Origin of the sequence: Pseudomonas profundi (genome assembly GCF_008638305.1) — a bacterium.
Lineage (GTDB): Bacteria > Pseudomonadota > Gammaproteobacteria > Pseudomonadales > Pseudomonadaceae > Halopseudomonas > Halopseudomonas profundi.
Genome location: NZ_VTPZ01000018.1, coordinates 20,677 through 44,918 on the forward strand (window position 1 = coordinate 20,677; position 24,242 = coordinate 44,918).

Here is a 24,242-nt window from a genome sequence, read left to right on the forward strand (position 1 = left end):
GAGACAAGCGATATCCCGGGCATTATAGATGACCCGAAAAACAAAAACCCCGCCGAAGCGGGGTTTCATCTGACACAAGGGGCCGCGGCCCCGGCTGGTCAGTTACTTCATCGCCCAGCCAGTCAGCTCGGACAATGCCTTGCCGATATCTGCAAGCGACCGTACGGTCTTGACGCCGGCGTCTTCCAGCGCAGCAAACTTCTCGTCGGCAGTACCCTTGCCGCCCGAGATGATCGCGCCTGCGTGACCCATGCGCTTGCCCGCCGGAGCGGTTACACCAGCGATGTACGAGACGACCGGCTTGGTGACATTGGCTTTGATATAGGCTGCAGCTTCTTCTTCAGCACTGCCGCCGATCTCGCCGATCATCACGATTGCTTCGGTTTTTGGATCCTTCTCGAACATCTCCAGGATGTCGATGAAGTTGGAGCCCGGAATCGGGTCCCCACCGATGCCAACGCAGCTGGACTGGCCAAAGCCAGCGTCAGTGGTCTGCTTGACCGCTTCGTAGGTCAGGGTGCCGGAACGCGATACGATGCCGACCTTGCCTGGTTGGTGAATGTGACCGGGCATGATGCCGATCTTGCATTCGCCGGGGGTGATGACGCCCGGGCAGTTAGGTCCGATCAGGCGTACGCCCAGCTGGTCACAGATGACTTTGCAGTCGAGCATGTCCAGAGTCGGGATGCCTTCGGTGATGCAGACAATCAGCTTGATGCCACCGTTGGCCGCTTCCAGGACGGAGTCCTTGCAGAAAGGCGCAGGAACGTAGATCACGCTGGCAGTAGCACCCGTCTGCTCGACCGCTTCACGCACGGTGTTGAACACCGGCAGGCCCAGGTGGGTAGTACCACCCTTGCCCGGCGTCACGCCACCAACCATCTGGGTGCCGTATTCGATGGCCTGTTCGGTGTGGAACGAACCCTGTGAACCAGTAATGCCCTGGCAGATTACCTTGGTATCTTTATCGATCAAAATGCTCATTTATTTACCCTCCGCGGCCTTGACGACTTGCTCAGCAGCGTCGGTCAGACTGGTTGCTGCAATGATGTTCAGACCACTCTCCTGCAATACCTTGGCACCCAGGTCGGCGTTGTTGCCTTCCAGGCGAACCACTACCGGCACCTTCACGCCGACTTCCTTCACCGCGCCGATGATGCCTTCGGCAATCATGTCGCAACGAACGATGCCGCCGAAAATGTTGACCAGCACTGCCGCCACATTAGTGTCAGACAGAATGATCTTGAATGCTTCGGTAACGCGTTCTTTGGTCGCGCCGCCGCCCACATCCAGGAAGTTGGCAGGCTTGCCGCCGTGGTGGTTGACGATGTCCATGGTGCCCATAGCCAGACCGGCGCCGTTGACCATGCAACCGATGTTGCCTTCAAGGGCAACGTAGTTCAGTTCGAACTTGGCAGCGTGGGCTTCGCGCGGGTCGTCCTGGGACGGATCGTGCATGGCACGCAGCTTCGGCTGGCGGTACATGGCGTTGCCATCGATGCCAAGCTTGGCGTCCAGGCAATGCAGATCACCGTCGGCCTTGATGACCAGCGGATTGATTTCCAGCAGCGCCAGGTCGTAGTCGGCAAACAGCTTGCCCAGACCCATGAAGATCTTGGTGAACTGCTTGATCTGGTCGCCCTGCAGGCCGAGCTGGAACGCCAGGTCACGGCCCTGGTAAGGCTGCGGGCCTACCAGCGGGTCGATAGTCGCCTTGAGGATCTTCTCAGGGGTTTCTTCTGCGACCTTTTCAATCTCCACGCCACCTTCGGTAGATGCCATGAACACGATACGGCGGCTGGAACGGTCAACGACTGCGCCGAGGTACAGTTCCTGGGCGATGTCGGTGCAGGATTCAACCAGAATCTTGGCGACAGGCTGACCATCGGCATCAGTCTGATAGGTCACCAGACGCTGGCCGAGCCATTTTTCAGCGAAAGCCTTCGCATCTTCCTTGCTTTTGATCAGCTTGACGCCGCCTGCTTTGCCGCGACCGCCAGCGTGAACCTGAGCCTTGACGACCCACTCGGTACCGCCAATTTTGTCACAGGCTTCTGCCGCTTCTTCAGGAGTGTCAACAGCATAACTCTTGGAGACAGGAAGGCCGTACTCAGCAAAGAGCTGCTTTCCCTGATATTCGTGGAGATTCATACGTGTCTACCGTTTTGATCGTGTAGGAATTGCGTTCATGGCAGCGGCCAGACCGCGCCGCCGTCACCCTTGCCAGGCGATGCATCATCCTTCATCCGACTTGATTCATCGTCTGGGTATCACCCGCAGGTGACTGGCCGATCACTCGGCCTGTGCTTGCAGATAAGGGCCAGGCAACCGGCGGATTGGATGACCCGCCGGTCACAGGGGCGATATCTTAACGCTTCTTGCGATTGGCTACATGAATTGCGTGGCCATTTACCGCTAGCGCTGCTTCCTTCAGCGCTTCTGATACGGTCGGATGCGAGAAGACCATCATGCCGATGTCTTCTGCGCTGGTGCCGAATTCCATCGCAATGGCGCCCTGCTGTACCAGCTCTGCTGCACCCGGACCAATTGCGTGTACACCCAGTACACGGTCAGTCTTGGCATCCGCAATCACCTTGACCATACCAGTGGTTTCGTTGGCAGCTACCGCGCGGCCATTGGCTGCGAAGGGGAACACGCCGATATTGACTTCGACGTTCTCTGCCTTGAGCTGCTGCTCGTTCTTGCCAACCCATGCGATTTCCGGATGGGTATAGATAACCGAGGGAACGAGGTCATAATTCATCGCGGCTTTCTGGCCAGCGATACGCTCGGCGACCATCACGCCTTCTTCAGAAGACTTGTGTGCGAGCATTGGACCGCGGACCGCATCACCGACGGCATAGACGCCTGGGGCGCTGGTTTCGCAGTAGTCGTCAACGAAGATCACGCCGCGCTCGTCCAGATCGACACCACAATCGGAGGCCAGCAGGTTCTCGGTGTAGGCACGACGCCCAACTGCCACAATCAACTTGTCGAACGTAAGCTGTTGCTCGCCGTTGGCGTCAGTGAAAGAAACCGTTACCTGCTCACCCTTGACTTCAGTGCCGGTGACCCGGGCACCCAGACGAACCTGCAAGCCCTGCTTGGTAAAGGTCTTGAGCGCTTCCTTGGCAACCTGCTCATCAGCGAGGCTAAGGAACTTGTCCAGTGCTTCGAAAACGACCACCTCAGCACCCAACCGACGCCATACCGAGCCAAGTTCTAGACCGATGACGCCAGCACCAATAACACCCAGCTTCTGCGGCGTCGTCTGGAAATCCAGCGCGCTGGTGGAGTCGACGATGATGTTCTCGGTCAACGGAGCAGGCGGAATATCAATGGGACGTGAACCCGATGCGAGGATGACGTTACCCGCCTCGATAACGGTGGTGGTGCCATCCTTCGCGGTGACTTCAACCTGCTTGTTGGCCAGCAGCTTGCCGTGGCCCTCGATGCTCGTGACACCGTTTGCCTTGAACAACGAAGCGACGCCGCCAGTGAACTGCTTGACGATCTTGTCCTTGCGGTCAATCATCGCCGGCACATCAATGCTGACACCCTTGGTTTCAATACCGTGCAGTGCCAGGCCATCCTGCGCCTCATGGAATTTCCATGAGCTGTCCAGCAACGCCTTGGACGGAATACAGCCCACGTTGAGACAAGTCCCACCCAGGGCCTGCTTGCCATCCTTACCCACATACTCTTCGATACATGCGGTTTTCAGGCCCAACTGCGCGGCGCGAATGGCGGCTACATAGCCACCGGGACCGGCACCGATTACGACAACATCGTATTTCTCACTCATATCCATTTCCTCTGTTTGCGGCGGAGCTCAGAAGCTGTCAGTACCTGTCCCCTGACAGCTTGCCGCTCGAAGCTGAACGCGTTGACTGAATCAGATTTCCAGCAGGATGCGCGCCGGATCTTCCAGCAAATCCTTGATGGCAACGAGGAAGCTGACCGCTTCCTTGCCGTCGATCAGACGGTGATCGTAGGACAGCGCCAGGTACATCATCGGCAGCACCACGACCTGACCATTCACCGCCATCGGGCGTTCCTGGATCTTGTGCATGCCAAGAATGGCTGCCTGCGGCGGGTTCACGATCGGCGAGGACAGCAGTGAGCCAAACACACCACCATTGGAGATGGTAAAGGTTCCGCCAGTCATTTCTTCCATCGACAACTTGCCATCACGTGCCTTGCGGCCGTAATCGGCGATGGTGCCTTCAATCTGCGCCAGGCCCATGTGTTCGGTATTGCGAAGGATCGGCACAACCAGGCCCCGGTCACTGGATACGGCTACACCGATATCCTGATAACCGTGGTACACGACGTCATTGCCATCAATCGAGGCATTGACCGCAGGGAAGCGCTTGAGCGCCTCGGTTGCAGCCTTGACGAAGAAAGACATGAAGCCAAGACGCACGCCATTGTGCTTCTTCTCGAACTGATCCTTGTATTTCTTGCGCAGATCCATGATCGGCTTCATGTTGACTTCGTTGTAGGTAGTCAACATCGCCATGCTGGACTGGGCATCAACCAGACGCTCGGCGATTCGTGCACGCAGGCGAGTCATGGGAACACGCTTCTCGACGCGGTCACCCTCCCCCAGCGCTTCGGCACCCGATTGGGCTGCAGCTGGCTTGGCAGGCGCAGCGGCAGGCTTGGCCGGTGCGGATTTCTTCGCCTCGATGGCGTTGACGACGTCTTCCTTGGTGATGCGTCCGCCCTTACCTGTGCCGGCAATCTGCGAAGCGCTGAGGCCGTTTTCTTCGGCCAGCTTGCGCGCGGCAGGTGCCATCATTGCGTCGTCAGCTGACTCTGCAGCCGGTGCAGCAGTGGAAGCGGCTTCCTGTTTGGGTGCTTCCTTGGCCGCGGGTGCAGCCCCGGCAGCGCCTTCGTTCAAGGTGCCAAGCAGTTCCGCGCTGAGCACGGTCTCGCCTTCGCCCTTGACGATGTCTCCGAGTACGCCATCGGCCTCAGCCAGTACTTCCAGTACGACTTTATCGGTCTCGATATCAACGATCAGCTCGTCGCGCTTGACTGCATCACCCGGCTGCTTGTGCCAGGTCGCTACGGTGCCGTCGGCAACCGATTCAGGGAAAGTAGGGGCCTTGATTTCAATAGCCATGGTCGATCCTTATCAATTCTGTTGTGTCTGCAGCTGCTCAGATGGTGAAAGCGTCTTGCAGGAGTTTTGCCTGTTGTTCTGCATGCATGGACGCATAGCCACCAGCCGGGGCAGCCGAGGCCTCCCGTCCAGCGTAGTCCAGATACAGGTTGTCGATCTTGTGCTGGCCGATTACCCGACGCATGTGATGCTGACTGCAATACCAGGCGCCCTGGTTCATCGGTTCTTCCTGACACCAGATGACCTTCTTCAGTGACTGGTAAGGTGCCAGCGCTTCAGCCAGGTCTTCCTCGGGGAACGGATACAGCTGCTCGATACGCACAATGGCAGCTGTCTCATTGCCTTCGGCACGACGTTTTTCCAGCAGATCGTAGTAAACCTTGCCGCTACACATGATGACGCGTTCAACCTTGGCCGGGTCGAGCGTATCGATCTCGGGCACGACCGTGTGGAAGGAGCCCTCGGCAAGTTCTTCCAGACTTGATACCGCAAGCTTGTGACGTAGCAGTGACTTTGGCGTGAGCACGATCAATGGCTTGCGCAGCGGACGAATAACCTGGCGGCGCAGCAAGTGATATATCTGCGCAGGCGTAGTCGGCACACACACCTGGATATTGTGCTCGGCACTGAGCTGAAGGAAGCGCTCAAGGCGAGCAGACGAGTGCTCAGGCCCCTGCCCTTCATACCCGTGCGGCAGCAACATGGTCAGCCCGCACAGACGGCCCCATTTATGCTCGCCACTCGAGATAAACTGGTCGATAACCACCTGTGCACCGTTGGCAAAGTCCCCGAACTGCGCTTCCCAGACAACCAGCGCATTCGGCGTAGTGGTCGCATAACCATACTCGAAGGCCAGTACCGCCTCCTCCGACAGCAGGGAGTCATAAATGTCGAAGCGTGGCTGGCTTTCCGACAGGTTGGCCAGCGGAACGTAGCTGGTGCCGTCCTTCTGGTTATGCAACACCGCATGGCGGTGCGAGAAGGTACCGCGGCCAACGTCCTGACCGGAAATCCGTACCGGGTGCCCTTCATGCAGTAGTGTGGCGTAGGCCATGGTCTCTGCGAAGCCCCAGTTCAACGCCAGGCCACCAGCGGCCATCTTGCGACGGTCTTCAATGATCTTGCCGGTTTGACGCTGCACGACCAGACCGTCGGGAACGGTATTCAGCTGGTTGGCAAGCTCTTGCAAGGTCTTCAGGTCAAAACGGGTGTCGTGGCGTGCAGTCCAGACATGGCCCAGATAGGGCGACCAGTTGACGAAAGAGGTGCTGTCAGGCTCCTTGACCAGGCTCTTGACGACGTGATCGCCATTGTCCAGTGCTGTCCGATATTCATCTATCATGCCCTCAATATCTTCAGCGGTGAGAACCCCGGCTTGCACGAGTCTCTCGGCATAGATATCACGCGTGGTGGGATGCTTGCTGATCACCGAGTACATCAGTGGCTGGGTACCGGACGGCTCATCCGCCTCGTTATGACCACGACGGCGGTAGCAGACCAGGTCGATCACTACGTCGCGCTTGAACTGCATGCGGTAGTCAACGGCCAGCTGGGTAACCCACAGGACCGCTTCCGGGTCATCACCGTTCACGTGCAGGATCGGTGCCTGAATCATCTTCGCCACGTCGGTAGCGTATTCAGTCGAGCGCGCGTCTTCCTGGCGGCTGGTAGTAAAGCCGACCTGGTTATTGATGATGATATGGATAGTGCCGCCGGTCTTGTAGGCGCGGGTCTGGGACATCTGGAATGTCTCCATGACTACACCCTGACCGGCAAACGCCGCATCACCGTGAATACTGATCGGCATCACCTTGTCACCCGTGGCGTCCTTGCGGCGATCCTGACGAGCACGCACCGATCCCTCTACCACCGGAGAAACGATCTCCAGGTGCGAAGGGTTGAAACCCAGTGCTAGATGCACTTCCCCGCCGGAGGTCATTACGTTGGAGGAGAAGCCCTGGTGATACTTGACGTCACCGGAGCCCAACGCCAGCTTGGCTTTGCCTTCAAACTCGTCGAACAGGTCACGCGGGTTCTTGCCCAGCGTATTGACCAGTACGTTCAGGCGACCACGGTGGGCCATCCCCAACACGATTTCCTGGGTACCGTAGGAACCGGCACGCTGGATGATCTCGTCGAGCATGGGAATCATGCTCTCGGCCCCTTCAGCGCCAAAACGCTTGGTGCCGGGGTACTTGGTGCCAAGGTACTTTTCCAGGCCTTCGGCGGCAGTCAGGCGCTCAAGCAGGTGCTTGCGGCTCTCGACCGAGTGCTGCGGACGGCCGCGTACGGTCTCCAGACGCTGCTGGAACCAGCGGCGCTGGGCCGAGTCGACGATGTGCATGTATTCGGCGCCGAAAGTCGAGCAATACGTCGACTGCAACGCTTCCAGTATTTCGCGGAGGGGTGCTTCTTCCTTGCCGATTTTCAGCTCACCGGTGCGAAACACAGTGTCCAGATCAGCATCGGTCAAAGCGTAGTCATCGAAGGTCAAATCAGCGATCTTGTCCCGAACCCACAAGCCGAGCGGATCGAGGCGGGAGGCCTGATGTCCGCGCATCCGGTAAGCCTGGATGAGGCGCAGCACATCGACCTGTTTCTTCTCGTGCTCACTGCTGACTTGTCCACCTGCGCTCGCCTGGGGGCGGCGGCTACTGGTCGCGAGCTTCTCGAAATGTTCGCGAATGGTGGAATGGGAAACATCCGAGGCGGCGTGTCCGTTGATCTGCGGCAGCTTCTGGAAATAACTGCACCATTCTTCGGCTACGCTGTTCGGATCGTGCAGATAGAGCTCATAGAGCTCTTCAACATAGGAGGCATTCCCACCGGATAAGTGAGACGTGCTCCACAGCTGCTGCATTTCGCTGTCTGGCATGCTTGGTCACCCTCTTTAAGGGGACACCACCTGGCGCAAAGACCATTAATCGGCATAAGAAACTGCCTTCCGTGCAGGCTATGAAGCAAGACGTTCGACAGTGTCGCTGCCGTTCCTTGCCCTACCAGACCCTGCTTTCCGGAATATCGCCGGCCCCGACAGATAGTTCGGGTGTTACCCGAGTGCCCCTGTTGGTTTATAGGTATTACAAACCGCGGCTTTTTGGGCTGCGGTTCGACTAAATCTGACCGACTCCCTATAGCAGGAGCCGGCACAGGCCAACCTTAATGCAGAATCACGCCAATCAGGTACCGCTCTGCAACAACATGTTGCGGATGTGTCCAATCGCACGGGTCGGATTCAGACCCTTCGGGCAGACATTCACGCAGTTCATGATGCCGCGGCAGCGGAATACGCTGAACGGATCGTCCAGAGAAGCCAGACGCTCGTCGGTCTTGGTGTCGCGGCTGTCGGCCAGGAAACGATAAGCCTGGAGCAGACCAGCAGGACCGATAAACTTGTCTGGATTCCACCAGAACGAAGGACAGGAAGTGGAGCAACATGCACAAAGAATACATTCGTACAAGCCATCCAGCTTCGCCCGTTCCTCAGGCGTTTGCAGGCGCTCAATCGCGGGCGCCGGCGTATCATTCTGCAAATACGGCTGAACCTTCTCGTATTGCTTATAGAAGATGCTCATATCCACAACCAGGTCACGTATTACCGGCAAACCAGGCAGAGGACGCAAAACCAGCTTGTTGTTCTTCACCACCTCTGACAGAGGAGTGATACACGCCAGGCCGTTTCTTCCGTTGATATTCATCCCGTCGGAACCACAAACGCCCTCACGGCAGGAGCGGCGGTAGGCCATGCCCACGTCCTGCTCCTTCACCAGAGCCAGCACGTCAAGGACCATGATGTCCTTGCCGCCGGTGTCGATCTGGAAGTCCTGCATGTAGGGAGCGTTGTCGCTCTCGGGGTTATAACGGTAGACGCTTACTTGCAACATATCGGTCACCCTTAATAAGTACGCACTTTAGGCTCGAAGCTCGGCACTGTCTTTGGCGAGAAGTTCACCGCACGCTTGCGCAGTTCCTTGGTCGCGGGCATGTACAGGCTGTGGCACAACCAGTTCACATCGTCCCGGTCCTCGTAATCTTCACGTGCGTGGGCGCCACGGCTTTCAGTCCGGGTGTCAGCAGCAATAGCTGTGGCCTCGGCGACTTCCAGCAGGTTCTGTAGTTCCAGCGCTTCGATCCGGGCAGTGTTGAACGCCTGGCTCTTGTCCTGGATCTTGACGTTGGCGATACGCTCGCGCAGTTCGGCCAGTTGCTTGATACCTTTCTGCATGAACTCGCCGGTACGGAATACACCGAAATAGTTCTGCATGCAGCTCTGCAATTCCTTGCGCAGCGGCGCCACATCTTCACCGGTAGTGCGCTCGTTCAGTCCGGACAGACGCGCCAGGGACGACTCGATATCGGACTCCGAAGCGCCGCGATGATCGATGCCTTCCTTCAACGCGCTTTCCAGATGCAAGCCGGCTGCACGACCGAACACCACCAGGTCAAGCAGCGAGTTACCGCCCAGACGGTTGGCGCCGTGTACCGATACGCAGGCCACTTCACCGACAGCAAACAGACCGTCAATGATCTTGTCATTGCCCTGGGCATCCTGAGTCAGTGCCTGGCCATGAATATTGGTAGCAACACCGCCCATCATGTAGTGACAGGTCGGAACAACAGGGATCGGGGCAGTGACGGGATCAACGTGAGCGAAGGTTTTGGACAGCTCACAAATACCAGGCAGACGACTGTGCAGGACTTCCTCACCCAGGTGATCCAGCTTCAGCATCACGTGGTCGCCTTCCGGACCACAGCCGTTACCGGCGATGATTTCCTTGACCATGGAGCGAGCAACAACGTCACGACCAGCAAGATCCTTGGCGTTTGGAGCATAGCGCTCCATGAACCGCTCACCGTGCTTGTTGATCAGGTAGCCACCCTCACCACGGCAACCCTCGGTAACCAGCGTACCCGCGCCGGCAATACCGGTGGGGTGGAACTGCCACATTTCAATATCCTGAACAGGCACGCCTGCGCGCAGCGCCATGCCGACGCCATCACCGGTATTGATCAGTGCGTTGGTAGTAGATGCATAAATACGCCCTGCACCACCGGTGGCCAGTACAGTGGCCTTGGCGCGGATATAAACGGTCTCACCGGTTTCAATACAAATGGCGATGACACCCACCACAGCGCCGTCCTGGTTCTTGACCAGATCCACTGCATACCATTCATTAAGGAAGGTAGTGTCGTGCTTGACGTTGTTCTGATACAGCGTGTGCAGCAGCGCGTGACCAGTACGGTCCGCGGCGGCGCAGGTACGGGCAGCCTGAGTCGGGTTATCCGGACCTTTGGACTGACCACCGAACGGACGCTGGTAAATGCGGCCCTGCTCGGTACGGGAGAAAGGCAGACCCATGTGCTCAAGTTCGAATACCGCTTCCGGCCCTACGGAACACATGTACTCGATGGCGTCCTGGTCGCCGATGTAATCGGAACCCTTGACGGTGTCATACATGTGCCAGCGCCAATCGTCGTTCGGATCTGCCGAGGCGATAGCACAGGTGATGCCGCCCTGGGCGGATACGGTGTGCGAACGGGTCGGGAAAACCTTGGTAACGACGGCAGTCTTGTGTCCGCCCTGAGCCAGCTGCAGCGCCGCGCGCATACCAGCACCACCGCCACCTACAATGATGGCATCAAAAGTCAGTGTACGAATATTAGCCATTTAGAAACCCCAAAGAATCTGGACGCCCCAGACGAACAGGACAAACATTGCCAGCCCGCAGACAGTCTGGAAAAGGAAGCGAACAACGGTGGCAGACTTGCCCAGTGCCATCGGAGTGAGATAGTCGGTAGAGATCGTCCACATTCCGACCCAAGCATGCACACTCAGCGCGACCAGCGTCAGCAGACTGAAAATGCGCATCCAGTTCTGGCTGAACAGGTTATGCCATTGTTCGAAAGTCAGATCCGGGTTGGCGATCAGGTAACCGAGCAGAAACAGGGTGTAAACAGCTAGCACAACCGCCGATACGCGCTGCGCCATCCAGTCATACAGGCCGCTGCGCGACAGGTTGGTGACGTTGGTTACCATATCCATACCCCCAGAAGAACAATCAGAACAGCGGCAATGACGATCACCGCCTGCGCGCCACGCTTGCCACTTTCAAGCCCTTCACCAACGCCAGCATCCATCACCAGGTGCCGGATACCAGCGACCAGGTGATACAGCAGAGCAGACAGGACGCCCCACGTGATGAACTTGACTAAAGGGTTTTCGAAAACATCCTGAACCTGCTCGAAGCCGCTTTCGGAACTCAGTGAGCTGTCCAGCATCCATAGCAAACCTGCTATGGCGACAAACAGAATGATGCCCGAGATACGGTGAGCAATAGATGTATAGGCAGTGACAGGAAGTTTGATCGTCCTGAGGTCTAAATTGACAGGTCTTTTGCTATTCACGGCTATATTCACACTTATGGCCCTGTGGGCAGGGCTGGATTATAGGAAGGCGCACTCGCGTGGGTACCCAAGCGTCCATACAGGCAGCCATGCCGGGACAGGCAGAGGGCTAATGGGCCGCTTTTCCGGACAGGGAGTATAGAGACTCAGACCTTTGATTACAATGCGATACACTCTTTCCAGCGGGCATTCCCAGTCCATGCTGTGCGGTTAACGCCCCCGATCTAGCGGCTTATTGACTGCTTAAATCAAGCTTATAACCATTCTCTATCCCATAATTGACAAACGGGATTATGACCTTATAGTGATGCGGGCCCTGCGTGGGGGCACACTTTCGATACCATCAAACAGGAGGCCTCATGGCTGATAAAAAGGCGCAATTGATCATCGAGGGCGCTGCCCCCATCGATCTGCCAGTTTACTCTGGCACCCTAGGCCCAGATGTGGTGGATGTCCGCGGTTTGACGGCAGAAGGGGTTTTTACATTCGACCCCGGCTTCATGGCCACATCATCCTGTGAATCAAAGATCACCTACATTGATGGCGACAAAGGGATCTTGTTGCATCGTGGTTACCCGATCGAACAGCTGGCCGAGAAGGCCGACTTCCTCGAAACCTGCTTCTTGCTGCTCAAGGGCGAGCTTCCGACTGACGAAGAGAAGCAAACCTTTGATACCACCATCAAACGCCACACCATGGTGCATGAACAACTGTCGCACTTCTTTAATGGTTTCCGTCGCGATGCGCATCCGATGGCCATCATGTGCGGCGTGGTCGGCGCGCTGTCGGCGTTCTACCATGACTCGCTGGACATCAACGACGCCCATCATCGGGAAATTTCGGCGATCCGCCTTATCGCCAAGATGCCTACCCTGGCAGCCATGGTGTACAAATATTCGGTCGGTCAGCCGTTCATGTTTCCGCGTAACAACCTGTCCTATTCGGAAAACTTCCTGCACATGATGTTCAACACACCATGCGAAGAGAAGAAGATCAATCCGGTCCTGGCCAAGGCGATGGATCGGGTATTTGTACTGCACGCGGATCACGAACAGAACGCCTCGACGTCTACCGTACGCCTTGCAGGCTCCTCGGGCGCCAACCCCTTCGCCTGTATCGCTGCGGGCATCGCCGCTCTCTGGGGCCCCGCACACGGCGGTGCCAATGAAGCCGTCCTGCGGATGCTGGATGAAATCGGTGACGTGTCCAACATCGACAAGTTTGTAGAAAAGGCCAAGGACAAGGACGACCCGTTCAAGCTGATGGGCTTCGGTCATCGCGTATACAAAAACTTTGATCCACGCGCCAAGGTCATGAAGCAGACCTGCGACGAAGTGCTCGGCGAACTCGGCATCAACGATCCGCAGCTAGAGCTGGCGATGAAGCTGGAAGAAATCGCGCTGACCGATCCGTACTTTATCGAGCGCAACCTGTATCCGAACGTGGACTTCTATTCCGGCATCATCCTGAAGGCCATCGGTATTCCCACCGAAATGTTCACGGTGATTTTTGCCACGGGTCGTACGCCAGGCTGGATTGCACACTGGAACGAGATGATCAGCAATCCGTACAAGATCGGTCGTCCGCGCCAGCTGTACACCGGCTCGGAACAGCGGGATTATCCGACCAGATAACGCGAAAAACCCCGCCATCGAGCGGGGTTTTTTGTATCAGGCCAAAGCGCAAAGATCAGGCGGTTTGCTGTTCCCACCATCGCAATATCATCAGCGCTTCCTCGGTACTTTCCCCACATACCTGCGGATCAGCAGCAAACTGGCTGCATACCAGCGGGCGTAACGGTGAAGTAAATATTCCGCAGCGATTATCCGGCGTCAGGTTGATACAGGCGACGCCTGCTGGCTTACCGTCAGGCATACCGGGAATTGCAGAGGATATTGAGGGCGCAATACAGCATGCGCCGCAGCCTTCCCGACATTTCATATGGACACCCCGCTCAATCACACTCATCCGCCACCACACTCCCGGCTCGAAGTCATACTGGCCATCGTAATCCGGCGCGCCAGTTTATTTGGGGCGCTCAAACCTGGCAATCAGACTCGATGTATCCCAGCGCCCTCCTCCCATGGCTTGGACATCAGCGTAAAACTGGTCCACCAGAGCCGTGACCGGCAGCTGAGCACCGTTGCTGCGCGCCTCATCCAGAACGATACCTAGATCCTTGCGCATCCAGTCCACTGCAAAACCGAAATCAAACTCACCGGCAATCATGCTTTTGTGGCGGTTCTCCAGCTGCCAGGATTGTGCCGCACCCTTACTGATCACCTGCATTGCAGCCTCGGCATCCAGCCCGGCACAGCGGGCAAAACTCAGCGCTTCGGCAAGGCCTTCCACCAGACCCGCAATACAGATCTGGTTGACCATTTTGGTTAGCTGCCCGCTGCCCACTTCACCCATCCGCCGCACCATCTTTGCGTAGCTGCTGATGGCCGGACGCGCCAGGTCATATACCGCCTCTTCCCCGCCCACCATTACCGTGAGTTTTCCGGCCTCTGCGCCAGCCTGGCCTCCGGATACCGGCGCATCCAGAAAGCCAACCCCCTTGGACGTGCATAGCAGGGCGATTTCTCGCGCCACGCCCGCAGATGCTGTTGTATGGTCGACCAGAACGGCACCGGATCGCACCCCTTCCAACACACCGTCGGGACCACTGACAACCTGTCGCAGATCATCATCATTACCCACGCAGATCATGATGAAATCACGCTCAGCTGCCGCGCGAGCAGGCGTAGAAAAAGCTTCGCCACCAAATTCGGCAACCCAGGCCTGAGCTTTCTCATCCGTGCGGTTGAACACTCCGACCTCATGCCCTGCACGTAGCAGGTGACCAGCCATCTGGTAACCCATTACGCCCAAACCTATAAAAGCGATGCTCGCCATATTGCCTCCAGGGGTGGTGCTGAATCGACGGACTCTTCAAGTCGAGCGCTTAGCCTCGGACTCAAGAGAAGCGGTTATATGGAGGGGATAATAACAGGGCACAAGGGGGAAACCAGGCCGCAGGATGCCTGCGGCAGCTGGTTGTCATGCTTGATCAGTCGTCAATTTCGATTTCTGTTGCGATCATTTCGCCGTTGGTTTCCTCATAGTCCACCTCCACGCGCATACCCTGCTGAAGATCGCCGAACGACTTGAGCTTGTCTTCGTACTCGGTCTGCTCATTGGTCGAGAATGACTTACCGTCGACCACGAAAGACATGGCTTCCTTATCAATCGACTCGATATCACCTTCCAGGTCATCGGCGTGAGCCGAGGCAGCTGTCAAACCGAGAGCCAGAGCGGCAAACCAGGCAGTTGCAGAAGCTTTCATAAGTAACTCCGAAGTTGTTGGGTACACACATACCTGACCCTCGAACAAATCACAGGTTCAGATTGCCGGGTTCGATGCATGCCGATTCGCCCGGGTGCATGCAGAAAGAATCCACCTTTCGGTGATTTGGATTGCCGCTTCGCGAGCCGCATCGGCATAATGTTGACCCTTTTAATCCCTATCAGGAGCGCAACAATGTTCACGGTAAACGAATACTTCGAAGGCAAGGTTGCCTCTATCGCCTTCCGGCAGCTAGAGGGCGCAGCGACCGTCGGCGTGATGGCGCCGGGAGAGTATGAATTCGGAACCAGTCAGCTGGAGATCATGCATGTGATCAGCGGCCACCTCACCGTCAAACTGCCAGGCAGCGAGCAGTGGGAAGAATTCAGCGCAGGCATGCAGTTTACGGTGCCGGGCAACAGCCGGTTCCATCTGCAAGTTGAGCAGGATACGGCATACCTCTGCGAATACCGTTAAGCACCGCTTCCAGAATGAAGGGTCGAGCCGACGAACTGTCGGCCCGCCTGATCGCTCTCTGGGACACTCAACCCTGCATTTGAGCTTCCGTCAGGCCTCGCGCATATTTCTCGATAAAAACCGGCGGCATGCGTCGCGGTTTGCCAGAGCTCATCTCGATGCAGGCAAAGATTGTTTTTGCCCGCAACAGGGTCGCCTGGTCCGATTTGCGCACCAACTGGAAATGCCGAGTCATGCGCAGCTTGCGGTCCCAGTGCACGATCCACGTCGCCATTACCAGCTCGTCCTTCTCGTACGCCGCGCCAAGGTAATCGATCTCGTGGCGCACCACCGCCATCGCCCTGTCCAGCTCGCGATATTCCTCTACGCCCAGCCCCAGGGATTGAGAATGGTTCCAGGCACAACGCTCCAGCCAGCCGACATAGACGGCGTTGTTGGCGTGCCCCAATTCGTCGATGTCAGCCGCCTGAACGGTGATATCGCAGGTATGCGGGTTGTCGAGATCCCAGTTCACAGAGTCAGCTCCTTCAGCGCATTCGATGGGCGTGCAGCATAACACCGCCGGTCACGGGCCTTCCCCGTATGCCCCCAATAATATGGATCTTTGTTTCGCATGTGTCTTCGTCTGATTTGATGCAATCGTCTGACTTGCCGCAGCAACCACCAACCGGCTAGCGTGTAGGCATACTCCTGACGGAACCGTTCGCATGTTCAAACACCTGCACTTTCCCATTCTGGTGATTAATCCACACATCGGCCGGCAGGACGTGGCCGGTACTCAGCTTGCAGAACTCTTCAAAGGGTTGGAGCAGGAAGGTTTTGAAGTGCTTGGTACCGCTTCGACAGACGAGGGCCGCTTGATCGCCGAGGCGCACCGCGGATTGTCATGCATCCTGTTTACCGCGGACCTGGAAGCCGATCTCGCACCAGTGCGTGCGCTTTTTGAGGCCGCGCATTCGCGCTCGCCCGAACTGCCGATCATGGCGCTGAGCATTCAGCAGAACCTGGATAGCGCCAAGCTTGCCGAGCTGCGCAACCTGCACCAGTTGCGCGGCATCATTTACCTGTTCGAGGACACCCTGCCTTTCATCGCCGGACAGATTGCACGCACTGCCCGCTCTTATCTATCCCAGCTGTTACCGCCGTTCTTCAAGGCATTGATGGATTACACCGGACGCGCCAGCTACTCCTGGCATTCGCCCGGCCACGGCGGTGGTGTCGCCTTTCGCAAGAGCCCTGTCGGACGTGCTTTTCATGATTTCTTCGGCGAAAACACCCTGCGTTCGGACCTGTCGGTTTCGGTGCCGGGCCTGGGCTCGCTGCTCGACCATAACGGCCCCATCGCCGCGGCCGAGGCCAATACCGCACGCACCTTTGGCGCTGACCACAGTTTCTACGTCGTCAACGGCACCTCCACCGCCAACAAGATTATCTGGCACGCCTATGTCACCCGCGACGATGTGGTGTTGGTGGACCGCAACTGCCACAAGTCGATCCTGCACGCGATCATCATGACCGGGGCGATTCCCGTATACCTCACCGGTTCGCGTAACGACTACGGCATCATCGGCCCGATCAGTCTCGATTCCTTCTCTCCCCAGCGGCTGCGTGAACGGCTGGCGGAGCATCCCCTTTTGCAGGGACGCGAAGCCAGGATCCGCCTGGGGGTGGTCACGAACTCGACCTACGACGGGCTTTGCTATAACGCCGAGCTGATCAAGGACGAGCTTGAGGACGCTGTTGATATTCTGCATTTTGACGAAGCCTGGTACGGGTACGCCGCCTTCCACGAATTTTATGCCGGTCGCCATGGCATGGGTCGTCATCGCGGATTTCCCCGCGCGCAGCATCCGCTGGTGTTCGCTACGCAATCGCCGCACAAGGTATTAGCCGCACTGTCGCAGGCCTCGATCATCCTCGCCGAAAACAGCGATGAGCAATCGCTGGATGAGCAGCGTTTCAACGAAGCTTTCATGATGCACACCTCCACTTCGCCGCATTACGGCATCATCGCGTCCATCGATGTGGCCACGGGCATGATGGCAGGCGCACCAGGACGTTCATTGGTACAGGAAACCCTGGACGAGGCGCTGTCGTTCCGCTGCGCCATGCACCAGATTGCCGAGCGGCTTGATGAAGACCAGTGGTGGTTCGACCTATGGGAGCCTGCAGCGGCGTTGAACGCCGAACCGCTTTCAGCGCATGACTGGACACTCGATAACGAGGCCGGGTGGCATGGGTTCGGCCCGATGGCAGACGATTACGCATTGCTTGATCCGATCAAGGTGACCCTGCTTACGCCCGGGGTGGAAGAACAGGGACGCCTGGCCCGAAGCGGCATACCCGCCGCTATCGTCACTCGCTTTCTCGCCGAGCGCGGGCTCGTTGTCGAGAAGACCGGGCTGTATTCCTTTCTGATTCTGTTCTCGCTGGGCATTACCAAAGGCAAGTGGAGCACGCTGGTGTCCGAGCTGCAGGAATTCAAGCGGCTTTATGACACCAATGCACCACTTGAGGTAACGCTGCCTGGCATCGCACGGACAGGGCATTACAGCGGCATGGGGCTGCGCGATCTTAGCCAACAATTACACCATTTCTACAAGACCCAGCGACTGGTAAAGGTATCCCGGCAGCTGTATACCGAATTGCCGGAGATGGCCCTGCGGCCGGCTGATGCCTATCAGGAAATGGTGCGGGGAAACGTCGAATCAGTATCCATCGAGCAACTGGCAGGCCGCGTCAGCGCAGTAATGCTTGTGCCCTACCCGCCCGGCATCCCGGTGATCATGCCCGGGGAGCGCTTTCCTGCCGACAGCACCGCGATCGTGGACTTTCTGCAGATCGCTTCAACGCTCGACCGCCAGTTTCCCGGATTCGAGAGTGATATCCACGGCTTGCGCCGGCTGCAGGCCACAGACGGACAGCTATCCTTCTGCGTTGACTGCCTGACGTCCTGAGCCAGCGAACCCCCGCACAGGGGCCTCGCTGCTGTCGCCGATGACGACTCTGTCCCGGACCTCAACATTCGTCGGCTACAGGTCACACTAACGTCATGAAAGAGTCGCAGGCTGGACACTCTTCCTGTTGAATATCGGCCTTGCAACAACCTGCACATTCTCATCAGGAAGAGCATCGGAACGAGTTCTGGTCTGCGCCTGTCGCGCGATGTCCTGGAGCTCTCTCAGACAATTCGCGTTATCCGCCCGGGTGCAGATAACGAGGCCAGGAGCAGCTGCAATGAACTATCGAAGCCTGAACGACCTATCAACGCTGATTAATGATCACGCCGGCAACTTCCCCCGCGACGCCGAACTGGTAGTTGGGGCGTCGCGTAGCGGCATGCTGGTGGCGAATATCATCGCGCTCAAACTGAACCAGCCGAGCACCGATCTCCAGACGCTTCTGCGCAGCGACGCCTCACCCGAAATTGGCGCCCGGAGAATATTGCTGGTTGATGATTGCCTGTCGAGCCCACATTCGATGCAACAGGCGAAAGAGAAACTCGAAAAGCATCGCGCCGCGTCGGTGACGACACTGGTAGCCTTCGCCGAAAGAGAGCATGTCCTGGATATCGATCTGGTGCTGGAGGTGCTTGAGCACCCGAGGGTCTACGAGTGGAATATCATGCACCACCCACTGGTCGGTCAGGCGTGCTTCGATATCGATGGTGTTCTGTGCGTTGATCCGACCCAGGCCGAAAACGACGACGGTCCTGTATATCGCAATTTCCTCAGTACTACCCGACCGCTTCATATCCCTTCGCTACCGATCGCGCATCTGGTTACCAGCCGACTCGAAAAGTACCGCGCCGAGACCGAGGATTGGCTGCAACGAAATGGCGTGCGCTATGGCACCCTGCATATGCTGGATCTGCCGTCGGCCGAGGAACGGCGACGTCTGAACATGCATCACAAGTTCAAAGCCGAGGTATATCGTAACAATCCGCTGGCGCAACTGTTCATCGAGAGCGAAAAGGCGCAAGCAATCGAGATCATGCGCTCCGCCGGCAAACCGGTGTTCTGCATTGAGACCAACCGTATGTACGTACCCGGCATGAAGCAGAAGGAACTGGATACGACGCAGCCTGGCGGATTGCGTAAAGCACTGGGTAAAGCACGGCGCTTGCCGCGACGGGTGGTGGATACGGCGGTCGCTCGGCTCATGCCAATCGCACAATAGCCGCGCTTAGCGACCGACGCCGGCGCCCATCGCGCCGGCGTACCGGTCCGGTGCGTACTCCACCAGCACAAAAAAAAGGGCCGACAATAAATGCCGGCCCTTTGAAATGGTGGAGCTATGCGGGATCGAACCGCAGACCTCCTGCATGCCATGCAGGCGCTCTCCCAGCTGAGCTATAGCCCCGTGGTCTTGCGACCGCCGATACGATATTGCCTGTACCGGATCAATAATGGCGTCCCCTAGGGGACTCGAACCCCTGTTACCGCCGTGAAAGGGCGGTGTCCTAGGCCACTAGACGAAGGGGACGCAAACCCTTCTATGCGTTTGAGGCTGGGCGCCTCAAGGCATCAGTGTAAAAACAGGTCAACGCAGAACGTTGACCAAAGAAATTGGTGGAGCTAAGCGGGATCGAACCGCTGACCTCCTGCATGCCATGCAGGCGCTCTCCCAGCTGAGCTATAGCCCCGTCTTCTGGACGGGGCGCATATTATGATTCATGCCCTGGTCTGTCAACANCTTCTGGACGGGGCGCATATTATGATTCATGCCCTGGTCTGTCAACAGAATTTAACGCAAAACAGCAACTTAACCAGCGAAGCGGGATGTTTGAAGCTTGAAGGCCGAGACTGCAGCGGACTTGCAGGCTGTAGGTACAACACCCCGGAGAAGACAAAACCCACTATCCCTCCGGGTTTTCCACCTTCCCGCCTCTAGCTTCTAGCTTTACGCCCCCAATCCCGCCAGCAGCTTCTCCCAGGCTTTCACTTCCTTTTTCGAACTGCCGCCCAGCAGCTCCAGCGCCTGACGCAACCTGAAGCGGGTCAGGTCCGGCCCCAGGTGGGCCATGGCGACCAATACCGATACGGAACTCGCCTGACCGGTGATCGCAGCGAAAAGCAGCGGCATCAGATCTCGAAGCTTGAGTTCCAGCCCTTCGGCGATGAACTGAATGCTCGCGGTGATATTCTCCTTGTCCCACTCACGTAGCGCCTCCAGCTTCCACAAAAGAAGCTGCAATGCCTGGCGGACCTGATCGGGCGACAATTTCTTGTGAGCGAACAGCTCGGGAGCAGGATTCACCTTGCCGCTCAGGAAAAAGCCCGCCAAGGGAACCAGGTCACTGAAGGTCTCGACCCGCGCTTGAACCAGTGGAACCATAGGACGCAGATATTCAGGGTTGAGTGCCCAGCGTTGCACCGCTTCAACGAAGTCATTCTCGGACAGCTCGCGAATCCATTGACCGTTGAGCCAGGCCAGTTTCTCGACGTCGAAGATTGGCCCGCCCAGCGAGACCCGCTGAATGTCAAAGTGAGCCACCATTTCGTCGAGGGAAAACTTCTCGCGCTCGTCCGGCATTGACCAGCCCATGCGCCCGAGATAGTTGAGCACAGCATGAGGCAGGTAGCCCATGCGTTCGTAGAAGGTAATGCTGGTCGGGTTCTTGCGCTTCGAGAGCTTGCTTTTGTCCGGGTTACGCAGCAGAGGCATATGACACAACTGGGGCATGTCCCAACCGAAGAACTGATAGAGCAACATGTGCTTGGGCGCGGAGTTGATCCATTCCTCGCCACGTAAAACGTGAGTAATGCCCATCAGGTGATCATCGACCACATTGGCCAGATGATAGGTGGGCAGCCCGTCGGCTTTCATCAAGACTTGCATGTCCACCTGCTCCCAGGGAATCTCGATCTCGCCGCGCAGCATATCCTGCACTGTGCAGATCCCTTCCGTTGGGACTTTCATACGCACCACATGCGGCTCGCCGGAGGCCAGGCGACGCTCAACTTCACCCGCCTCCAGATTGAGGCAGTGGCCGTCATAACCTGGGGTCTGCTTGTTGGCCATCTGCTCTGCACGCAGCGCGTCGAGCCTTTCTGAGGTACAGAAGCAGCGAAATGCATGGCCTCCGTTGATCAACTGCTCGCTATGCTCCTGGTAAATCGCACTGCGCTCACTCTGCCGGTACGGGCCATGCGGGCCGCCAACATCCGGGCCTTCATCCCATTCCAGTCCCAGCCAGCGCAGCGAATCAAGGATACGCTTTTCCGATTCGGCAGTGGACCGCACCTGATCGGTATCTTCGATGCGCAGGATGAACTTGCCGCCGTGCTGGCGAGCAAAACACTGGTTGAACAATGCGATATAAGCCGTGCCGACATGGGGGTCGCCAGTGGGGGACGGGGCAATTCGAGTACGAACGGTCATGAGGTCTCTCGTCAGAAACAACCCGGCTGGATCCCGGGCTGTACAGGAAAAAGGGAATCTTATCAGCGCTTAGCCGTTAGTCTCTACCGGCCGGTCGAGGAAGGCAGCAAGGCGTTCGATCATGTAGTCGATGAACGCCTTTACCTTCATCGCCTGGAAGCGTCTTGAAGGATATAACGCATAGAGTTCGGTTGACGGCAACACGGTGCCCTCCAGTATGCGGCGCAGCTTGCCCTCTTCGACGTAGGGCTCCGCAATGAAAGCGGGAACGTTGATGATCCCGGTGCCAGCAAGGGCGGCTTCGCGGGCAAAGGTGATGTTATTCACTGTCATCACAGGGGTAATGGTGACGCTTGTCTGGGGCTGCTGGAAGTGCCATTTACGTCCCCCGTCCATCAACGTCTGAATGCAGCGGTGTGTGGACAGGTCTTCGGGGCGCGCCGGCATACCGTACTGGGCGATATAGGCCGGACTTGCATACAGCTGTCTCGGACTTGCAAGCATCGACCGGGCAACCAGGCTGGAATCCTGCGGGCGCCCAAGATGGATGGCGATGTCGATCCCCTCCTCGACCGGGTTGACCACCCGCGTAGTCAGTTCCACTTCCACCCGGATAGCGGGATAGCGGCACATGAATTCTCCCACCACGCCGCCGAGAAACAGCTGGCCGAATTCAATTGGCGAAGTGACCCGCAGCAGGCCTGTCGGCTCACTTTGCAGCTGCATGATAGCCTGCTCGGCTTCGGCAAATTCCTGCATTATCTGGCGGCAGCGCTCGTAGTACGCCTGCCCGACTTCCGTCAGGCGCAGCTTGCGTGTGGTCCGGTTGAGCAGACGTACGCCAAGCCGCGATTCAAGCTGGGCAATCCGCCTGCTGACCGTGGATTTCTGCATGTTCAGAGTCAGCGCAGCGCTGGTAAAACTATGGCACTCCACCACCCGGGTGAAAACGAGTGCGTCATCCAATCCCATGACAACTGTTCCTGTAGCGCAACAAAGTATCTGATTGTAAACCTTCGGTCTCGTCGGCGTAATAACCGCCTGATTTAACTGCCTGATTGGTAGCGTTATGCAGGACAGAGCGGTAGGATCAACAATGTAAAATATTTCAAACATAGGTGTGCCATGTCTGCTACGCCGCATACTGCGTCCTACTACGCTGCCAGCGCCAACCCCACCCCTCCCAGACCGCCGCTCAATGGAAACCATGACACCGACGTGTGTGTTATCGGGGCCGGGTACACCGGTATTTCAGCAGCCCTTCATCTGCTTGAGCAGGGATTTCGAGTCACGGTGCTGGAAGCGGCCAAGGTCGGCTTTGGCGCCTCGGGTCGCAACGGCGGCCAGATCGTCAACAGTTATAGCCGTGATATCGATGTCATCGAGCGGTCCGTCGGCACGCAACAGGCGCAACTGTTGGGGGAAATGGCCTTCGAGGGCGGCCGGATCATTCGTGAGCGGGTAGCAAAGTACGACATTCAGTGTGACCTGAAGAGCGGCGGCGTGTTTGCTGCGTTTACGCCCAAGCAAATGCAACAGCTGGAAGAACAGAAAGCGCTCTGGGAGCGGTACGGTAATACCCAGCTCGAAATGCTCGACACTCGCCGTATCCGCGAGACGGTAGCTACCGATCTGTATGTCGGCGGCATGCTCGACAAGAGCGGTGGCCATATCCACCCGCTCAACCTGGTGCTCGGCGAAGCTGAAGCGGTTGAATCACTGGGCGGTATCATCCATGAGCAATCCGAAGTTATCCGCGTTGACCAGGGCGCGAACCCTGTGGTGCACACCGCTCAGGGCCAGGTCACCGCCAGGTTCGTAGTTGTGGCCGGCAACGCCTATCTGGGCAACCTGATTCCGGCGCTGGCCGCCAAGTCAATGCCATGCGGCACACAGGTGATTGCAACCGAACCGCTGGGCGAAGAGCTGGCGAATTCGCTCTTGCCGCAGGATTATTGTGTAGAGGACGCAAGTTACCTTCTGGACTATTACCGTCTCTCGGCAGACAAACGCCTCATCTTTGGCGGCGGTGTGGTGTACGGAGCCCGCGATCCGGCGAATGTCGAGGCGATGCTTCGCCCCAACCTGTTGAAAACCTTTCCGCAGTTGAAGAACACCAGGATCGACTATGCCTGGACGGGCAACTTTCTGCTGACACTGTCGCGCCTGCCACAAGTCGGCAGGCTTGGTGACAATATCTACTATTCCCAGGGCTGCAGCGGGCACGGTGTGACCTACACACATCTGGCTGGAAAGATTATCGCGGAAGCCCTGTCGGGCCAGGCCAAGCGCTTCGATGCCTTCGCCAGCCTGCCCCATTATCCATTTCCCGGAGGCCGCCTGTTGCGGGTTCCCTTTACTGCCCTGGGCGCCTGGTATTACCAGTTCAGGGACAGGCTGGGTCTATAATCGAATTGCCAATCGGAACTCCCGAATTTCAAATCGGGTCGATTGATTGGCAATAGCTGCGCGCTCCATCGGGTCGCAGCCCGGGAGACCGGAATGAACGGCTGACCG

At 57.5% G+C, this 24,242-nt stretch carries 20 protein-coding genes and 3 tRNA genes; 5 read left to right on the plus strand and 18 right to left on the minus strand.

Going from position 1 to position 24,242, the window contains the following annotated elements:
• Positions 1-102 precede the first annotated feature (102 nt).
• From sucD to sdhC, 9 genes are all read right to left on the minus strand, one after another.
• Positions 103-984: a succinate--CoA ligase subunit alpha gene (gene sucD / locus FZE95_RS18045; protein ID WP_150302217.1), complete on the minus strand. Its 882-nt coding sequence runs from the start codon at positions 982-984 to the stop codon at positions 103-105.
• Complete coding sequence (gene sucC / locus FZE95_RS18050; protein WP_150302218.1) at positions 985-2,151, minus strand: ADP-forming succinate--CoA ligase subunit beta; 1,167 nt, start codon at positions 2,149-2,151, stop codon at positions 985-987.
• Positions 2,152-2,368: 217 nt separating this feature from the next.
• Entirely contained in the window at positions 2,369-3,805 is a 1,437-nt protein-coding gene (gene lpdA / locus FZE95_RS18055; protein WP_150302219.1) for a dihydrolipoyl dehydrogenase, read from the minus strand.
• Positions 3,806-3,895: 90 nt separating this feature from the next.
• Entirely contained in the window at positions 3,896-5,131 is a 1,236-nt protein-coding gene (gene odhB / locus FZE95_RS18060; RefSeq protein WP_150302220.1) for a 2-oxoglutarate dehydrogenase complex dihydrolipoyllysine-residue succinyltransferase, read from the minus strand.
• Between the two features lie 37 nt (positions 5,132-5,168).
• Complete coding sequence (locus tag FZE95_RS18065) at positions 5,169-8,006, minus strand: 2-oxoglutarate dehydrogenase E1 component (RefSeq protein ID WP_150302221.1); 2,838 nt, start codon at positions 8,004-8,006, stop codon at positions 5,169-5,171.
• Between the two features lie 304 nt (positions 8,007-8,310).
• Positions 8,311-9,015 (minus strand): succinate dehydrogenase iron-sulfur subunit, encoded by a 705-nt coding sequence (locus tag FZE95_RS18070; RefSeq protein WP_150302222.1) that lies wholly within the window; start codon positions 9,013-9,015, stop codon positions 8,311-8,313.
• A gap of 11 nt (positions 9,016-9,026) precedes the next feature.
• Positions 9,027-10,799 carry a succinate dehydrogenase flavoprotein subunit gene (gene sdhA / locus FZE95_RS18075; protein ID WP_150302223.1) on the minus strand — a complete coding sequence of 591 codons (1,773 nt, stop codon included), beginning with the start codon at positions 10,797-10,799 and terminating at the stop codon, positions 9,027-9,029.
• Positions 10,800-11,168 (minus strand): succinate dehydrogenase, hydrophobic membrane anchor protein, encoded by a 369-nt coding sequence (gene sdhD / locus FZE95_RS18080; RefSeq protein WP_150302224.1) that lies wholly within the window; start codon positions 11,166-11,168, stop codon positions 10,800-10,802.
• Positions 11,162-11,548, minus strand: coding sequence for a succinate dehydrogenase, cytochrome b556 subunit (gene sdhC, locus FZE95_RS18085; RefSeq protein WP_150302225.1), 387 nt, complete (start codon positions 11,546-11,548; stop codon positions 11,162-11,164). The genes sdhD and sdhC overlap by 7 nt, the downstream gene beginning before the upstream one ends.
• A gap of 347 nt (positions 11,549-11,895) precedes the next feature.
• On the opposite strand from sdhC, the gene gltA reads away from it, so the two are divergent.
• On the plus strand, positions 11,896-13,170 hold the full coding sequence (gene gltA / locus FZE95_RS18090) for a citrate synthase (protein ID WP_150302226.1): 1,275 nt from the start codon (positions 11,896-11,898) through the stop codon (positions 13,168-13,170).
• 55 nt (positions 13,171-13,225) lie between these two features.
• Here gltA and FZE95_RS18095 read toward each other — a convergent pair whose 3' ends face one another.
• The 3 genes from FZE95_RS18095 to FZE95_RS18105 form a co-directional block, all read right to left on the minus strand.
• Positions 13,226-13,477, minus strand: coding sequence for a YkgJ family cysteine cluster protein (locus FZE95_RS18095; protein WP_150302227.1), 252 nt, complete (start codon positions 13,475-13,477; stop codon positions 13,226-13,228).
• 84 nt (positions 13,478-13,561) lie between these two features.
• A complete protein-coding gene (locus tag FZE95_RS18100; RefSeq protein ID WP_150302228.1) occupies positions 13,562-14,434 on the minus strand; it encodes an NAD(P)-dependent oxidoreductase in 873 nt (290 codons plus the stop codon).
• A 154-nt stretch (positions 14,435-14,588) separates the two neighbouring features.
• Positions 14,589-14,864: a DUF5666 domain-containing protein gene (locus FZE95_RS18105; protein WP_150302229.1), complete on the minus strand. Its 276-nt coding sequence runs from the start codon at positions 14,862-14,864 to the stop codon at positions 14,589-14,591.
• A 195-nt stretch (positions 14,865-15,059) separates the two neighbouring features.
• Between FZE95_RS18105 and ppnP the strand changes: the two genes are divergently transcribed.
• The gene (gene ppnP / locus FZE95_RS18110) at positions 15,060-15,341 is read left to right on the plus strand and encodes a pyrimidine/purine nucleoside phosphorylase (RefSeq protein WP_150302230.1); all 282 of its coding nucleotides are present in this window, start codon (positions 15,060-15,062) and stop codon (positions 15,339-15,341) included.
• A 67-nt stretch (positions 15,342-15,408) separates the two neighbouring features.
• Here the strand turns inward: ppnP and FZE95_RS18115 are convergent, their stop codons facing one another.
• The gene (locus FZE95_RS18115; protein WP_150302231.1) at positions 15,409-15,855 is read right to left on the minus strand and encodes an acyl-CoA thioesterase; all 447 of its coding nucleotides are present in this window, start codon (positions 15,853-15,855) and stop codon (positions 15,409-15,411) included.
• Positions 15,856-16,048: 193 nt separating this feature from the next.
• Between FZE95_RS18115 and FZE95_RS18120 the strand changes: the two genes are divergently transcribed.
• Positions 16,049-18,298, plus strand: coding sequence for an Orn/Lys/Arg family decarboxylase (locus FZE95_RS18120; RefSeq protein ID WP_150302232.1), 2,250 nt, complete (start codon positions 16,049-16,051; stop codon positions 18,296-18,298).
• Positions 18,299-18,578: 280 nt separating this feature from the next.
• A complete protein-coding gene (locus FZE95_RS18125; RefSeq protein ID WP_150302233.1) occupies positions 18,579-19,520 on the plus strand; it encodes a phosphoribosyltransferase family protein in 942 nt (313 codons plus the stop codon).
• Between the two features lie 107 nt (positions 19,521-19,627).
• On the opposite strand, the gene FZE95_RS18130 is transcribed toward FZE95_RS18125, so the two are convergent.
• The 5 genes from FZE95_RS18130 to FZE95_RS18150 form a co-directional block, all read right to left on the minus strand.
• Positions 19,628-19,703, minus strand: a tRNA-Ala gene (locus FZE95_RS18130).
• A 47-nt stretch (positions 19,704-19,750) separates the two neighbouring features.
• Positions 19,751-19,826, minus strand: a tRNA-Glu gene (locus FZE95_RS18135).
• 84 nt (positions 19,827-19,910) lie between these two features.
• A tRNA-Ala gene (locus tag FZE95_RS18140) sits at positions 19,911-19,986 on the minus strand.
• Between the two features lie 257 nt (positions 19,987-20,243).
• The gene (gltX, locus tag FZE95_RS18145) at positions 20,244-21,725 is read right to left on the minus strand and encodes a glutamate--tRNA ligase (protein WP_150302234.1); all 1,482 of its coding nucleotides are present in this window, start codon (positions 21,723-21,725) and stop codon (positions 20,244-20,246) included.
• Between the two features lie 69 nt (positions 21,726-21,794).
• Positions 21,795-22,697 carry a LysR family transcriptional regulator gene (locus FZE95_RS18150; protein ID WP_150302235.1) on the minus strand — a complete coding sequence of 301 codons (903 nt, stop codon included), beginning with the start codon at positions 22,695-22,697 and terminating at the stop codon, positions 21,795-21,797.
• A 153-nt stretch (positions 22,698-22,850) separates the two neighbouring features.
• On the opposite strand from FZE95_RS18150, the gene FZE95_RS18155 reads away from it, so the two are divergent.
• Positions 22,851-24,134: an NAD(P)/FAD-dependent oxidoreductase gene (locus tag FZE95_RS18155; protein ID WP_150302236.1), complete on the plus strand. Its 1,284-nt coding sequence runs from the start codon at positions 22,851-22,853 to the stop codon at positions 24,132-24,134.
• The last annotated feature ends 108 nt before the right edge of the window (positions 24,135-24,242 follow it).

Bases quoted from the DNA above. Each gene is read 5' to 3' on its own strand.
- FZE95_RS18095 (WP_150302227.1), bottom strand. From the start codon at position 13,477: ATGAAATGTCGGGAAGGCTGCGGCGCATGCTGTATTGCGCCCTCAATA.
- sdhA (WP_150302223.1), bottom strand. From the start codon at position 10,799: ATGGCTAATATTCGTACACTGACTTTTGATGCCATCATTGTAGGTGGC.
- FZE95_RS18065 (WP_150302221.1), bottom strand. From the start codon at position 8,006: ATGCCAGACAGCGAAATGCAGCAGCTGTGGAGCACGTCTCACTTATCC.
- odhB (WP_150302220.1), bottom strand. From the start codon at position 5,131: ATGGCTATTGAAATCAAGGCCCCTACTTTCCCTGAATCGGTTGCCGAC.
- gltA (WP_150302226.1), top strand. From the start codon at position 11,896: ATGGCTGATAAAAAGGCGCAATTGATCATCGAGGGCGCTGCCCCCATC.
- FZE95_RS18120 (WP_150302232.1), top strand. From the start codon at position 16,049: ATGTTCAAACACCTGCACTTTCCCATTCTGGTGATTAATCCACACATC.
- FZE95_RS18105 (WP_150302229.1), bottom strand. From the start codon at position 14,864: ATGAAAGCTTCTGCAACTGCCTGGTTTGCCGCTCTGGCTCTCGGTTTG.
- FZE95_RS18155 (WP_150302236.1), top strand. From the start codon at position 22,851: ATGTCTGCTACGCCGCATACTGCGTCCTACTACGCTGCCAGCGCCAAC.
- lpdA (WP_150302219.1), bottom strand. From the start codon at position 3,805: ATGAGTGAGAAATACGATGTTGTCGTAATCGGTGCCGGTCCCGGTGGC.
- sucD (WP_150302217.1), bottom strand. From the start codon at position 984: ATGAGCATTTTGATCGATAAAGATACCAAGGTAATCTGCCAGGGCATT.
- gltX (WP_150302234.1), bottom strand. From the start codon at position 21,725: ATGACCGTTCGTACTCGAATTGCCCCGTCCCCCACTGGCGACCCCCAT.
- ppnP (WP_150302230.1), top strand. From the start codon at position 15,060: ATGTTCACGGTAAACGAATACTTCGAAGGCAAGGTTGCCTCTATCGCC.
- sucC (WP_150302218.1), bottom strand. From the start codon at position 2,151: ATGAATCTCCACGAATATCAGGGAAAGCAGCTCTTTGCTGAGTACGGC.
- sdhD (WP_150302224.1), bottom strand. From the start codon at position 11,168: ATGGTAACCAACGTCACCAACCTGTCGCGCAGCGGCCTGTATGACTGG.
- FZE95_RS18100 (WP_150302228.1), bottom strand. From the start codon at position 14,434: ATGGCGAGCATCGCTTTTATAGGTTTGGGCGTAATGGGTTACCAGATG.
- FZE95_RS18125 (WP_150302233.1), top strand. From the start codon at position 18,579: ATGAACTATCGAAGCCTGAACGACCTATCAACGCTGATTAATGATCAC.
- FZE95_RS18150 (WP_150302235.1), bottom strand. From the start codon at position 22,697: ATGGGATTGGATGACGCACTCGTTTTCACCCGGGTGGTGGAGTGCCAT.
- FZE95_RS18070 (WP_150302222.1), bottom strand. From the start codon at position 9,015: ATGTTGCAAGTAAGCGTCTACCGTTATAACCCCGAGAGCGACAACGCT.